Raw genomic sequence first — 13,689 nt, forward strand, 5'->3', positions numbered from 1 at the left:
CATAAAACCACCGGGCGGTAAATTAGATGAGCCTGAACGGCGAAACTCAAGAGGTGCCCCTCGGCACCTCTTTTTTCTTTGGGGGTGTCTGCATACTGTGTTGGTCGGCTATGCGGACAGAGCTGCCAATCAATAGGTCACGACCCGCATGGCGCTTTTCCAAACTAAAGGTATCGTAGCTTAGAATTATTCCCACAGAGGGTTTGGAACATGACGGCAGACGACGAAATGTTCAGGTGGGCGCAGCGCTGCATCAGCGGTGAAATTACACCAAATATGAGAATGGTTGTTTTGCGGATCGAGGAAAGGAGGGTAACCTTCCGGTACTATCTTGATATTGAGCCGAATTCCTTCCTCTTGGAAAGGGCGGAAATTATAGCTCTGAACTTTGACTGTGGCCTGTCGACGAATCTGGATGCTCTAGATATCGAACTGATTCATACAGTCGAGCCTTTAGGCAAACTGGAATATTTTGATGGCTCCCTCTTTCGCAGATGGGAGAACGATCAGGGCACGACGGAACCAGACGAGTAATTTGTCTCTAAGGGCTCCAAGCCGACCTTCGCCGCGCTTTGCCCAGGCGGACCGGCGTACAGGACCTGATTGACCAACACGGTATGCGGACACCCCCTTTTCCTTTCCGGGCCTCATCGGGCGGCGCGGCGCGGGCCATTGTTCCCCGGGCGCGAAGCGCTTAGGACTGCTGAGGCCATTCAAGCCGACGAGCCGAGCCATGCCAGACCTGCCCGACCTCCTGATCCTGCGCCACGGCGAGACCGAGTGGAATCGCGAGGGGCGGATGCAGGGCGTGCTGGACAGCGCGCTGACCGCCGAGGGGGAGGCGCAGGCGCGCGCGCAGGGCGAGATCCTGGCCCGGCATGGGGTGGAGGGGTTCGACTGGCTGAGTTCGCCGCAGGGCCGCGCCCTGCGCACCGCCGAGATCGCGCGCGCGGCGCCGGTTGCGACCGATCCGCGCCTGCGCGAGATCGGGATGGGGGGCTGGACCGGCCTGCTGCGCGACGAGATCGCCGTGCGTCACCCTGAGTTCTTCGGGCCGGAGGCGGCACCGCTGGCCTATTATGGCCATGCCCCCGAGGGTGAGACGCTGGTGGCCCTTGCCGGGCGCCTGAGGGCGCTGCTGGCGGCGCTGGAGCGGCCCACGGTGCTGGTGACCCATGGAGTGACCAGCCGCATGCTGCGCTGCCTCGCGCTGGACCTGCCGATCGGCGCCTTTGCGCATCTGGAAGGCGGGCAGGGCGTGGTCTATCGCATCGCCGGGGGAACCTACGAGAGGCTGGAACGCGAGGGCGTGGTGGCGCAGAGCCTGCCGCAGGACGGGGTCTGACCCAAGCCTATACCAAGCCGCGCGGAACTGTCGGAAGGATGGTGGGTGATGAGAGACTCGAACTCCCGACATCTTCGGTGTAAACGAAGCGCTCTACCAACTGAGCTAATCACCCGTGCCGCGAGGGTTTAGCCAAGCTTGCCGAGGGTTGCAAGACGGGTTTGGCGGGTGCGGGCGAGTTTCTGACGGGCACAGGTCCGGGGTCAGCTTCGGCGATGGCCCGGCGTGGCCTCGATCTCTCTTGGCAGCCAGTCGCAGAAGGCTACCGCGGCCGAGGACAGCCGCTCGGGCGGGCGGGTGACCAGCGCATACTGACCAAAGGCAAAGCTGCGCTCGCCGAAGGGACGCACCAATGTGCCGTCTGCGAGGAAGTGACCGCCCATGAAGGCATCGTTGATGGCAAATCCGGCGCCCGCACGGGCGAGCGCGAGGGCGTCCTGCGTGCTGGCCACGTGGATGTTGCGGCGCGGGGCGGCCTGATCGGCGCCGATGGCCGCGAACCAGCGCGCCCAGATGGCGCCGCCGTCTTCGTGAATCAGCGTGGCGTCGCGCAATTGCTCGGGCGCGGACTGCCGGGTCGTTGCCAGCAGGGCCGGGGCGCAAACCGGGAACATCTCCATCTCGGCGAGGGACTGCACCCGCATGCCGGGGAATCGGACCTCGTTGAAGGCGATCACCACGTCGGCCTTGGGCAGGACGCGATCCTCGCCGGGGGTGAGGCGGGTGAGCGTGAGCGAGAGATCGGGGTAGAGGTCGAGAAACCGGGGCAGGCGCGGGATCAGCCATTGCGACGAGAAGGCGGGCGGCGCGGCGACCGAGAGCGCGCCGGAATAGGCATCCTCGCCCAGTTGCAGCGCGGTGGAGGCGATGCCGTCGAGTGCCTCGCGCACGGCGGCCAGCAGGCGGCGCCCCTCGAGGGTGAGGACAAGGCGGCGGCGGTTGGCCTCGAACAGCGGTTTGCCAAGTGCGCGCTCGACCGAGCGCACCTGATGGCTGATCGCGCTCTGCGTCACGTTCAGCTCTTCGCCCGCGGCGCGCATGTTCAGGTGCCGCCCGGCGGCTTCAAAACCCTGGAGGGCATTCAGGGGCAGGTGCTTGTCGCCGATCCGCATGATTTCCTCAAATATTGCTCATCGAACAGGTGAATTATTCGCATTTTACAAGAGAAAATTTAACCGGCAAGCTGGATGCAACAATTCACATTCAGGGAGCATTACCGATGGAAGCGAGCTTCTCCCGACGCCGCCTGATCTCGCCGCAGGATCTGCGGGCGCTGATGCAGCGGTCGGACCTGCGGGGCGCGTTGCAACTGGGCAGCCACCTTGGGGCCATCGCCATCTCGGGTGCGCTGCTGTGGAGCCTCTGGGGCAGCTGGTGGGCCGTTCCGGTGTTCATGGTACACGGTGTCCTGATCAACTTCCTCTATGCCGGCCAGCACGAGCTGAGCCACGGCACCGTGTTCGAGACCAAGTGGATCAACGTGCTGTTCGGGCGGCTGTTCGGGTTTGTCCTGCTGTACCCGCGCGATTTCGACAAGATCCAGCACTGGGCGCACCATCAGCATACCCAGAACTGGGAGAAGGACGGTGAACTGGTGCGCGAGCCCTATACGCTGAAGTCCTATCAGCTGTGGTTCTGGGGCGTGACCTACTGGCAGAGCCGGGTGATGCGGATCGTGCGGTTCTGCCGGGGCGAGGTGATCGAGCCCTATATCCGCAAGGAGGAGCATGCGCTGGTGATCCGCGAGGCGCGTCTGCACGCCCTTGGTTATCTGGCCATCGCCGTGATCTCGGTCGCGGCGCAGAGCTGGGCGGCCGTGATCCTCTGGCTGGCGCCGATGATCGTGATGAAGCCGGTGCACCAGTTGCAGAACACCATCGAGCACCTCGGCCTGTCGCACAAGGACGACATCCTCGAGAACACCCGCTCGACCCGGACCAACGCGCTGATGCGCTGGCTGTGCTGGCAGATGCCGTACCATACCGCGCATCACACCTTTCCCAGCGTGCCGTTCTGGCAGCTCAAGCACCTGGACCGCGAGATGCGCAAGAGCGGGGCGAAGCCGCACCAGATGGGCTGGATCGAGTTCCAGGTCGAGGTCTGGAAGAAACTGAGCGCCAAGAACGAGGATGAATACCCCTATGACGACGTCTGGATCGTGCCCCGTGGCGATGGCCGCAGCGTGAAGGTGGAAGCCGCGTGAGAAAACTGAAGGTGTTTCAGTCGCTCTGGTCCATGCAGCCGCATGACCAGAGCGGTGTGCGTCTGCCGGTGGACCGCGTCTGCGGTATGGTGAAGGATGCGGGCTACGACGGGCTGGCGCTGGATTTCGGTGCGTTCGACGTCGATACGGTGAAGGCGGCGCTGCCGCATCTGCAACGCGAGGGGCTGACGCCGCTGGCGGTGGCCTTTCCGAAATCGGTGGGCGAACTGCGCGACACCCTGAAGTTCGCGCGGGACTGCGGCTCGCCCTTCGTCGATGTCGTGGGGCAGGTGTTTCCGCTGACCGTCGAAGGTGCGATCCCGGTGATCCGGAAGTGGATCGAGATGGGCGAGGAGGAGGGCGTTCCGGTGCAGTTCGAAACGCACCGCAACTGTATCACCAACGACCTGTTCACCACGCTGTGCCTGATGGACGCGATTCCCGAGATGCGGCTGGCGGCGGACCTGTCGCATTACATCGTGGACCGCGAGTTCATGCATCCGCTGACCGCCCAGCAGCGCGGATGGCTGACGCGCTGTCTGCAACGGTCGGACAGTTTTCAGGGCCGGGTCGGCGGGCGCCAGCAGGTGCAGTTGCAGATCAATTTCCCCCAGCACAAGAAGTGGGTGGATCTGTTCCGCCAGCTCTGGACCGAGGGGCTGGCGGACTGGCGCAAGCGCAACCAGACGGGCGAGGTGGTGTTCCTTTGCGAGCTGGGTCCGCCGGAATACGCGATGACCGGACCGGACGGAAAAGAGCTGTCGAACAGGTGGGACGAGGCGCTGCAGATCCGGGCGATGATCGAGGAGATCTGGGCCGGTCTGGAGGCTGCCGAACAGGGGTGAAACGCGGTTTTGCTGGAGATGCGGAATTCTGCTTTTTGCCTTGATTTTCAGCATCTTTCGGCGTGTTTCGAAGTTTCTTTCACAGCTGCAGATCAATCCGGTACGTGACGATTGAGAGCCTCGTTTCGAAGGGGCAGAATGACCTCGGGACGGGTGGCAAGCAAGGGTAGCCAGATGCTCGACAAGGTGACGGCAGGAGAGATCGGGGCGGAGGGAATCGGCAAGACGTTCGGCCATTTCACCGCGCTGGACGGGATCAGCCTGACCGTCGGTCGGGGTGAATTCCTGACCCTGCTGGGGCCGTCTGGATCGGGCAAGACCACCTTTCTGATGATCCTTGCCGGGTTCGAGGCGCCGACCAGCGGACGGCTGACCCTGAACGGGCTGGACGTGACCCGGACCACCGCCGAGGACCGCGGATTCGGCATGGTTTTTCAAGGCTATGCGCTGTTCCCGCATATGAGCGTGGAACAGAACATCGCATTTCCGCTGAAGGTGCAGAAACGCAGTGCGGCGCAGATCAGGGCCCGCACGGACGAGATGATCGAGATGGTCGGGCTGGGCGGGCATGGGCACAAGAAGCCCGCCGCGCTCTCGGGCGGGCAGCAACAGCGGGTCGCGCTGGCCCGCGCGTTGGCCTACGAGCCGCCGGTGCTGTTGCTGGACGAGCCGTTTTCGGCGCTCGATCGCAACCTGCGCGGCCAGATGCAGGACGAGATGCGGCGCATTCACCGCGACACCGGCACGACCTTTGTGTTTGTCACCCACGACCAGGAAGAGGCGCTGGCCCTATCGACGCGGGTGGCGATTTTCAACCACGGCCGGTTGCAGCAGATCGCCACGCCGCGCGAGATCTACGACCACCCGGACAATCGGTTCGTTGCCGAATTTCTTGGCGATATCAATGTTCTGCCGCTTGCTTCTGTCGTGATGCAGGAGGGTGCGGCGCAGGCAGTGTTCGAAGACGTGCCGCTGCGCGTGGCGCTGGATGGTCGAGACCCGACCGAGGCCGTCGCGGTGCGCCCCGAGCACATGCACCTCGCGCTGGCGCGCCCCGCCGAGGGCAATGCCATACCGGCGAGCGTGCGCGAGATCGTGTTCCTTGGCGCCGAGACGCGGCTGACGCTGGCTTCGCCGGGGGGGCAGCCGCTGGTGCTGTCGATCCCGAGCGAGGCGGTTCCCGCCGGTCTGGTACCGGGGGCGGAGGTCTGGGTCGGCTGGCCCGAAGACAAGGGAGTTTTCGTCTGACGGCGGCGACGCCGTCACAAAACACACCGGCGGAAGACATGCCGGGTTCAAAAACATAACCCCAACGGAGTGTATGAAATGAAAGACAAGTTCGAACAGGACCAGATCGAGATCCTGGCGGAACGGGCCCGCAGCGGCCTGATTTCGCGCCGTCGCTTTACCCAGCTTGCCGTCGCGCTGATGGGAGGCGCCGCCGTTGCCGCCAAAGGCACGCCGGTGCTGGCCGAAGACGGGCAACTGGTCTTCGTGAACTGGGGCGGCGACGCCGGAACGGCCTATGACACCGCCTATGGCGTGCCCTTCAGGGAGGCCACCGGGATCACCGTGAAGCAGGACGGCTCGGGCCCGACCGAGGGCGCCATCGCGGCCCAGTTCCAGAGCGGCAGCCCGTCGTGGGATATCGTCGACGCCGACCCGTTCTCGGCCGAGACGCTGGGCAAGAAGGGCATGATGGAGCCGATCGACTACTCGGTGGTCGACAAATCCAAGATGCGTGAGGGCTTTGGCTGGGAATACTCGGCCTCGACCTACTTCTTCTCCTACATCATCGCCTATGACACCACGAAGTACGAGACCCCGCCGACCTCGATGGCCGACTTCTTCGACGTCGAGAAGTTTCCGGGCAAGCGGGCCATGTACAAGTGGGGCGCCGGCATGTGGGAGGCTCTGCTGCTGGGCGACGGGGTGGCAGCGGCGGACCTCTATCCGCTGGACATCGAGCGCGCGCACAAGAAGCTCTCGGAGTTCAAGGAGAATGTCGTGTCGTTCTGGGGCGGTGGCGCCGAGAGCCAGTCGCTGCTGCTGAACGGCGATGCCTCGATGGCGCTGATCTGGTCGACCCGGGCCAAGCTGATCGAGGAAGACAGCGAAGGCGACGTGAGCTTTACCTGGGACGAGGGCCTGATCTCGCCGGGGGCGATGGCGGTGATCAAGGGCAACCCGGGCGGGGCCAAGGCGGCGATGGACTTCATCGCCTCGGCGCAGGACCCCGAGAAGCAGCTGGTGATGTTCGAGATGCTGGCGCAGGGCCCGGCCAACCCGGCGGCCGACGCGCTGATCCCCGAGGACCAGAAGCGGTTCAACCCGGTGGACCCGGCGAACTTTGCCAAGCAGATCCCGCTGGACATGGCGTGGTACGAGGAGAACTACGGCGCCGCGCTCGACGCCTATCTCCAGATCGTTTCGTCCTGATCACGACGCCGCCCCGGCAACGGGGCGGCTCTGACCTGCGGAGACGCGCGTGCGTAACCTCTCCAAACCCGCGATCCTGCTCGGGCCGCTGCTGGTATTTCTCTGCCTGACCTACGTGGTCCCGTTCCTCGGCATCCTGCGCTGGAGCGTCACGCTGCCCGAACCGGGGCTGGGCCAGTACCAGGCGGCGCTGAGCGATCCGCTGATCCTCTCGGTGTTCTGGCGCACGCTGCGCATCTGTGCCGTGGTTACCGCCGTTTCGGTCGCCGCCGCCTACGTGGTGACCCTGCTGTGGGTGCGGGGCGGGCCGGTGCAGCGGTTGCTGATCGAGTTCTGCATCCTTATTCCCTTCTGGATCTCGGTGCTGACCCGCGCCTTTGGCTGGCTGGCGCTGCTCTCGAACAAGGGGCTGATCAACACCTGGCTGCAGTCGCTGGGCGTGCTGTCGGAGCCGCTGAGCATGGTGCGCAACGAGTTCGGGGTGATCGTGGGCATGTCGCATTTCCTGATTCCCTTCGCGGTCTTTCCGCTGGCCTCGGCCATGCGCAACCTCGACGAGCGGGTGCTGCTGGCGGCGCGCGGCATGGGAGCAGGGCGGCAGCGCGTGTTCTGGACCGTGTTCCTGCCGATGACCCTGCCGGGCGTGCTGGGCGCCGCGCTGATCGTCTTTGTCTTCGCGCTCGGGTTCTTCGTGACGCCTGCGATCCTTGGCGGCGGGCGCAGCGTGATGATTGCCGAGCTGGTCTACCTGCGTATCTTCCAGAGCCCGAACTGGGGCCTTGGCGCGGCGATCAGCGTGATCCTGATGGCGGGGGTCGCCCTGCTGATGGGGGCGCTGATGCGCGCCGTGCGGCCGGGAGACAAGTCATGAGGCCGACCCGTCCCGGGCTGGTGGCCTCGGTGCTTGCCGCGCTGGTCGGGGTCTTTCTGCTGATGCCGCTGGTTGCGGTGATTCCGGTCTCGTTCACGTCCAAGCGGTTCCTCTCCGTGCCGTCCGGCGAGTGGTCGCTGCGCCACTACCGCGCGCTGGTCGACAATCCGGAGTGGCTGCAGGCGGCGGGCATGTCGGTGAGCGTGGGGCTGATGAGCGCGGTGCTGGCGACCACGTTGGCGCTGCTGTTCTCGCTGGGCATCTGGATGTTGCGGCCGCGCTGGTCGGGAGCGCTGATGGGGCTGGCGCTGCTGCCGATGGTGGCGCCGCCGGTGGTTTCGGCGCTGACGCTCTATTTCTTCCTGATCTCGGTGGGGCAGATGAACGGGCTGGTCGGCTATGACAGCGTGCCCGGCGTGGTGCTGGCGCATACGGTCATGGTCTCGCCCTTTGCCGTGGTGCTGATCACCGTGGCGCTGGCGCAGGTGGACCGGCGCATCGACCTCGCCGCGCGGGTGATGGGCGCGGGGCTCTGGACCCGGATGGTTCGGGTGATCCTGCCCAACATCCGCTTCGGCGTGCTGAGCGCCTTTCTGCTGAGTTTCGTCCTGTCGTGGGAAGAGATCGGCGTGACGATCTTTATCACCTCGGTCAACGTCGCGACCCTGCCGCGGCTCATGTGGATGGGGCTGCGCGACAACATCGACCCCGCGATCGCGGCGGTCTCGGTCGTGCTGATCGCCATCGTCATCGCGGTGATCGTCGCGCGTGCGGTCGTGCGTGGCGTCAGGGGCGGCTGAGAGGGGTGCCGCGCTGCGGGCAGGGGTCTGACGCAGGGGCAAGTGATATGCGGAATCAGGGGGTTAGGGCGAAAACCCCTTGTTCCTAAGGGGGGCGGAACCGGCCGCGAAAATAATCTCGAATTTCGTGCCGAATGTTGCTTGACGCCCCCGCGAGCCTCGCCTATTCAGCGGCTCCACGCGCGGTTGTAGCTCAGTTGGTTAGAGTACCGGCCTGTCACGCCGGGGGTCGCGGGTTCGAGCCCCGTCAACCGCGCCACTTCTTCCTGAAAACTTGTTTTCGCCCACGCGCCCGGCTTCGGCCGGGCCGCCTGGGGCCTGTCCGGCACCCGGTTTGGCACCCGTTTCGGCCTTCTGAATTTTGTCCCCGGAAAAGGTTCAAAAGGCGCTTGACGGGGGGCAAGGCTTGGCCTATCCCCCAATCCCACGCGCGGTTGTAGCTCAGTTGGTTAGAGTACCGGCCTGTCACGCCGGGGGTCGCGGGTTCGAGCCCCGTCAACCGCGCCACTTTCCCCCTTCTCAGAGAATACCCGCTCCCGGGGCACCCTGTTGCTGTCAGTAGCTGTAGCCGAGGGTGGCTTCTTCCTGCATGTTCAGACGCTTGCGCAGATAGGCGAGATCCTCTGCGGCAAGGCGGGCGGGCGTTGCGGGCCGCGACTCGACGGCGGGTTTGAAGCGCGAACCGAGGCGTTTGTTGACCGGCCGGAACGGGGCGCTGCGCGGCGGCTGCCCAAGGGCCGCGAGGATGCGGTCCACGGTCTGCTCGGGCGCCTTCTGGGCCTCTTCCATCCGCAGCACGACGCAGGCACAGCCGCGCCCGAGGTAGGACAGCAGGCCGGCCAGCTTGGCGCGGCGGAGCGCGAAGAGATCGGCAAAGACCTCTCCCGTCTCAGGGTCGCGGTCGGCGGCCAGCGGCAGGCCGACCAGATGCTCGGCCCCACCGAAGTAGCGGGCGCGGTCATAGATGGTCTCCCACGGCGCGCGGATGAACTCGGCGAATTCCATGCTCTGCATGGCGGGCGGCGTGTGCCAGGGCTTGGCGTGCATGGAGCGCGCCCAGTCGGCGGCGTTGCGGACGCAGCAGATCACGGCGAGGTCGGCGGGCACCGGGCCGGGGCCGGGAAAGCCGTGTTTCCATCCAAGCGCCTCGGTCGGTTTCAGCTGCGAATTGCGCCCCAGCAGGCGCTTGACGAAGTTGGTGCCGGAGGAGCGTTCCCCGAGAACATGGAACCGGGTCGGTGGGTCGGCAGGGGCAACGGCGTGAAACCCGGTGGAGGCGAATTCAGGGGGAAGCAGGGCCTGGTCCTCTGGTCCTATGGCGGGGCGGTCACGCCGGCCGCGGTCTTGGATATTTCGATTCTCTTATACCTTCGGGGCCGTTAAGCATATGGCCAAGGCAGAAACGGGGCGGGACAGGCAATGCAGACAGCGGCCGCGGTGACCATGGTGCGCGACGATGCGTTCTTTCTGAAGGCATGGCTGCGCCACTACGGCGGGCAGTTCGGCCGCGAGAACTGCTACATCGTCAACCACGGTCGCGGCGATGAGGTCGCACGGCTGGCCGAGGGCTGCAACGTGATCGGGCTGCCGGGCGATCCGCACCCGAACTTCGACATCAAGCGCTGGCGGCTGCTGAACGGGCTCGTGGCGGGGCTGCGTAACTACTACAACCACGTGATCGTCGGGGATGTGGACGAACTGGTGGTGGTGGACCCGGAGGGGGGCCGCGACCTCGTCTCCTTCCTTGCCACGGTGCCGGCCAACCGGGTGCTGACGCCGCTGGGGCTGGAGGTGATTCACCGGATCGACGTGGAACCGGAGCCGGTGACGGACACGATCCTCGGGCCGCGCCGCCACGTGCGCCCGGCACCGCATTATTCCAAGCCCTGCGTGATCTCGACCCCGACCAAGATCGCGCGCGGGGGGCACTTCACCCAGAACGAGAAGCTGCGCGCGCCGGACGATCTGTACCTGCTGCACCTGAAGTTCTGCGATTTCGCCAACTACGCCGAGGTGATGAACCGCCGGAACGCGGTGAGCGAGGCGACGGGGGCTGGGGTGAAGGAGGCGAGCATCGGGCGCCACTGGTTCGCCGAGGCGCGGGGCGAGGACAGGGCGGTGTTCGAGGCCTTCGCGGACCTCGACATGCAGGAGGGCTTTGACATGGGCCCGCTGAGGCGCAAGATGCATCGCAGCTGGCGGGCGCGGGGCGAAACCGGGTACTGGGAATTCGACCGCCCGGCCTACCAGACGCAATACCTGCTGCCGGAGCGCTTTGTCGGGCTGATCTAGCCGGTCACGTTCACGTCATACCCGCTGCGGCCCGGGGTCGGGGCCTTGACCTTCCAGCGCTGGAAGTCCCGAGAGCCTGCGGCCGAACATGGCACGTATCGAGGGATGAGATATGCGAAACAGGACGGGTTTGATCATTGCGGCTGCAGGGGCCTTTGCCCTCGTCGCCCTGTCGGGGATGCAGGATGCGCTTTGGGCGCAGGGGGATGGCATGGTCGACGTGCAGCTCCCCGAGAGCCTCAGCGCGAATGCAGAGATCGGGCGGACCATGTTCGAGGCGAAATGCGCGGTCTGCCACGGTGCTTCGGCGGCGGGGCAGGACGGGTTGGCGCCGCCGCTGATCCACCGGTTCTACGAGCCGAACCACCATGCCGACGAGGCCATCCAGCGCGCGGTGGCGATGGGTGTGCAGCAGCACCACTGGGATTTCGGGGACATGCCCCCGGTCAGCGGGCTGACCCGTGGCGACGTGCAGATGATCATCGCCTATATCCGCGAGGTGCAGCGCGCCAACGGGATCGAGTAGGTGCGGGAGGAGAGAGGGCGTTTGGGGGGAGGCGACCCTGTTGCAGGGGAAGCAGTTGCCCGCGACCAGGAGGATGCGGCGCACGCCGATTTGTGACGCCATGATCCCGTGGCCGGCATGGCGCACAGTGACCCCAATCCAGGACAGGGGAGTATGGACCCAAACCCTGCCCCACGGAGTGCTCGGTTGTGCTCTATTGGATCGTAATACGCGGTGCTGTTCAGTTCGGGCGGGGGTGACTCAATTTTTGCCTAATGAACGCCCCAACCGGGCGTTCAAATTTTCTGTGTGCGTATGATGCCAAGACCACAGAAATGCAAAGGTAGATCGGCAAAGTGAGATAGCTATCTGCGAACTCACGAGTCCCATCAAAAAGAAGGTCTGCAAGAACCAAGGCTGTCATTTGAATAGGTACATGGATGAGGTAAACGCTGTAACTAATGTCTCCGAGGGCACTCAAGCGAAACCCAGAGACTGGAAAAATCTTATCTAGCCTTGCGGCGAGCGACACTGCTGCGAGAGCGAAACCAGATATGTAGAAATCCTCAATCTCAAAGTGTATTCCCAGAATGACCAGTATGGATCCTGAGAGAAGAATTATTGCAAGTCTATGGTTGTTGCGATCTGGTTGGAGCAAATAGACCAGTGATCCCAGGAAGAAGTATCCAGCACACCTGAATACTCCGCTCTTCAGGAAAGGAAGATCGCTCGAATAAAGGTAAAAAATAGTCCAAGAGGCAGAAAGAAGCGCTATTGTTGATGCTATTGGCCGGCGCCGTAGGAAATAAAGTGAACAGAAGAAAATGGCGTAAACGACGATCTCCAATGAGACTGACCAAATCGGACCGTTGAAGCTCAAGCCGTGAGACCAAGTGTTCCAGTTTGACGACATGAACAGTTGCAGGATGAAATGTTTGATGTCGTTGTTCGCATAGATTTGCCAGTGGCCAACTAGATTCAAGCTAACCAATTGAAGGAATGCGACGTAAAGCAGTGTTGCAAAATGCAGAGGATACAGCCGAGCGAAGCGGGCTACAGAAAATTGCCACGCTGAAGTTGGGCGGTGTAGATACACATGTGCGAATACGAACCCAGATATCAGCCAGAACATTTCGACGGCGCTTGCCGCAAACGACGAATAAAGAGGCCAAACTACGCTTGCATAGGGAAATTCCGTTATGGGCGGAATGGCGTCTCTACCAAATGCATCTTCGAGATAGAAGTGATGGTAGTGAAAGACCACGATGCATAATGCTGCAATGCCACGAAGGGCATCGACCCAGAAGTATCGATGGGATTGAAGATTCACAGTGATAGAGCGAGCAATATCACGGAGCCTACAGCAATCGAAGTTTATACATTACCTTTTCTCCAAAGGCATGCAGGACTGGTGGCGTATATTTCCGCATAACCCGGATTCGATCCTGCTTGGTCGTACGTTGATCTTGCGTACCGGGGCGTGGCCGGAACAAGGTGCTATGGGCCACGTGACTATCTGTCCACGTGGCAGTGTAGTAATAAAGCGCAATGGAAATTCGCGGTTTTCCATCTGGATGGTTAACGGGCTCCGGATTGCCGTGCATGCTTGTTGATGAGGTGCTGAAGCAGCACATCCGATTCATGATCGGAGCATAACTTGCAATCCGTTCCTTCATGTCATCGGTCCAGACCTCAAAAGAACCGCCATACTCGGCTTTCCAGTCTGGGTTGAGATAGATGAGAACGTTGAGCCGTCTCTCCAGGTTCATCTGTTTGTGTTGGTTAAAGTCGGCGTGTATCCCCAGGTAACCACCATTGTTGGTACGGTGTATGCCGCCGCCTTTGAAATAGGGATCGGGAATCAATCCGGTGATGCCGGTCATTTCTTCCAGAAAACGGATGAACGATTGCGAGTTGAGGGCGTTAAAGACAAGCCGCGTGTAATCAGGCAAGATATCAGGGTTGTAGGATGCCTTGAGGTGCTCTTGTGCAGAGCTGTGCTCTGGCGGCTCTTGATCGGTGGCCAAAGCTTCCTGGTAAACCTTCTCGGTGATCTCCAATGGAAGGAAGTCATCGATGCCAATATAGTGGAATGGCTTGCCGGACTGATACTGCTCAGCATAGGTCTTACCGACCTCAGCGGCTTCCTTGGGCGGCAAGTAGAGTGTTTTGGGATCGACCGGATAGGCGGGTTTTTCTGAAGACATTGGAACACTGGTGATTAGAGGTTACTGCGTCGTTCGAGCATAAGGTCGTTCAGACTACAACTATTTTGGGGAGTCAGGCCTCAGCTTCGGGCGATAAGGGTCGTTTTTGTCACGTTCAATCTCCGCACGAGTTATCAAGCTGTTAGCCGCGCCAGCCGACAGTTCCCAAGTAGAACGCTGAC

The 13,689-nt window shown here is 62.8% G+C and carries 14 protein-coding genes and 3 tRNA genes; 12 read left to right on the top strand and 5 right to left on the bottom strand.

The genetic code is table 11. The features are described from left to right. The first annotated feature begins 210 nt into the window (after positions 1–210). On the top strand, positions 211–534 hold the full coding sequence (locus DDT93_RS02355) for a hypothetical protein (protein WP_109464180.1): 324 nt from the start codon (positions 211–213) through the stop codon (positions 532–534). Positions 535–733: 199 nt separating this feature from the next. After that, on the top strand, positions 734–1,345 hold the full coding sequence (locus DDT93_RS02360; RefSeq protein ID WP_109464181.1) for a histidine phosphatase family protein: 612 nt from the start codon (positions 734–736) through the stop codon (positions 1,343–1,345). A 39-nt stretch (positions 1,346–1,384) separates the two neighbouring features. On the opposite strand, the gene DDT93_RS02365 is transcribed toward DDT93_RS02360, so the two are convergent. Both DDT93_RS02365 and DDT93_RS02370 read right to left on the bottom strand, forming a co-directional pair. After that, positions 1,385–1,460, bottom strand: a tRNA-Val gene (locus DDT93_RS02365). 88 nt (positions 1,461–1,548) lie between these two features. Next, positions 1,549–2,457 carry a LysR substrate-binding domain-containing protein gene (locus tag DDT93_RS02370; RefSeq protein ID WP_109464182.1) on the bottom strand — a complete coding sequence of 303 codons (909 nt, stop codon included), beginning with the start codon at positions 2,455–2,457 and terminating at the stop codon, positions 1,549–1,551. 107 nt (positions 2,458–2,564) lie between these two features. On the opposite strand from DDT93_RS02370, the gene DDT93_RS02375 reads away from it, so the two are divergent. The 8 genes from DDT93_RS02375 to DDT93_RS02410 all read left to right on the top strand — a co-directional run bounded on the left by DDT93_RS02375 (position 2,565) and on the right by DDT93_RS02410 (position 9,010). Then, positions 2,565–3,548: a fatty acid desaturase gene (locus tag DDT93_RS02375; protein ID WP_109464183.1), complete on the top strand. Its 984-nt coding sequence runs from the start codon at positions 2,565–2,567 to the stop codon at positions 3,546–3,548. Further along, complete coding sequence (locus tag DDT93_RS02380; protein WP_109464184.1) at positions 3,545–4,393, top strand: sugar phosphate isomerase/epimerase family protein; 849 nt, start codon at positions 3,545–3,547, stop codon at positions 4,391–4,393. Before DDT93_RS02375 ends, DDT93_RS02380 begins: the two co-directional genes overlap by 4 nt. 138 nt (positions 4,394–4,531) lie before the next feature. Further along, on the top strand, positions 4,532–5,641 hold the full coding sequence (locus DDT93_RS02385; RefSeq protein WP_232825351.1) for an ABC transporter ATP-binding protein: 1,110 nt from the start codon (positions 4,532–4,534) through the stop codon (positions 5,639–5,641). A gap of 78 nt (positions 5,642–5,719) precedes the next feature. Continuing rightward, positions 5,720–6,832: an ABC transporter substrate-binding protein gene (locus DDT93_RS02390; RefSeq protein WP_109464186.1), complete on the top strand. Its 1,113-nt coding sequence runs from the start codon at positions 5,720–5,722 to the stop codon at positions 6,830–6,832. A 49-nt stretch (positions 6,833–6,881) separates the two neighbouring features. Further along, positions 6,882–7,703, top strand: a complete 822-nt coding sequence (locus DDT93_RS02395) for an ABC transporter permease (RefSeq protein ID WP_109464187.1) — start codon at positions 6,882–6,884, stop codon at positions 7,701–7,703. After that, positions 7,700–8,503, top strand: a complete 804-nt coding sequence (locus DDT93_RS02400) for an ABC transporter permease (protein ID WP_109464188.1) — start codon at positions 7,700–7,702, stop codon at positions 8,501–8,503. The genes DDT93_RS02395 and DDT93_RS02400 overlap by 4 nt, the downstream gene beginning before the upstream one ends. Positions 8,504–8,685: 182 nt before the next feature. Next, positions 8,686–8,762 (top strand) — tRNA-Asp (locus tag DDT93_RS02405). A gap of 171 nt (positions 8,763–8,933) precedes the next feature. Continuing rightward, a tRNA-Asp gene (locus DDT93_RS02410) sits at positions 8,934–9,010 on the top strand. A 48-nt stretch (positions 9,011–9,058) separates the two neighbouring features. Here DDT93_RS02410 and DDT93_RS02415 read toward each other — a convergent pair. After that, positions 9,059–9,610 (bottom strand): hypothetical protein, encoded by a 552-nt coding sequence (locus DDT93_RS02415; protein WP_232825352.1) that lies wholly within the window; start codon positions 9,608–9,610, stop codon positions 9,059–9,061. Positions 9,611–9,922: 312 nt separating this feature from the next. On the opposite strand from DDT93_RS02415, the gene DDT93_RS02420 reads away from it, so the two are divergent. Both DDT93_RS02420 and DDT93_RS02425 read left to right on the top strand, forming a co-directional pair. Beyond that, positions 9,923–10,795, top strand: coding sequence for a glycosyltransferase family 2 protein (locus tag DDT93_RS02420; RefSeq protein ID WP_109464190.1), 873 nt, complete (start codon positions 9,923–9,925; stop codon positions 10,793–10,795). 178 nt (positions 10,796–10,973) lie between these two features. Then, positions 10,974–11,321 carry a c-type cytochrome gene (locus DDT93_RS02425; RefSeq protein ID WP_232825377.1) on the top strand — a complete coding sequence of 116 codons (348 nt, stop codon included), beginning with the start codon at positions 10,974–10,976 and terminating at the stop codon, positions 11,319–11,321. A gap of 220 nt (positions 11,322–11,541) precedes the next feature. On the opposite strand, the gene DDT93_RS02430 is transcribed toward DDT93_RS02425, so the two are convergent. Beyond that, positions 11,542–12,630, bottom strand: coding sequence for an acyltransferase family protein (locus tag DDT93_RS02430; RefSeq protein ID WP_269800938.1), 1,089 nt, complete (start codon positions 12,628–12,630; stop codon positions 11,542–11,544). Positions 12,631–12,658: 28 nt separating this feature from the next. Continuing rightward, positions 12,659–13,507: a 2OG-Fe(II) oxygenase gene (locus DDT93_RS02435; protein WP_109464193.1), complete on the bottom strand. Its 849-nt coding sequence runs from the start codon at positions 13,505–13,507 to the stop codon at positions 12,659–12,661. Positions 13,508–13,689: the final 182 nt, after the last annotated feature.

The organism is Albibacillus kandeliae (assembly GCF_003116585.1).
Lineage (GTDB): Bacteria > Pseudomonadota > Alphaproteobacteria > Rhodobacterales > Rhodobacteraceae > Albibacillus > Albibacillus kandeliae.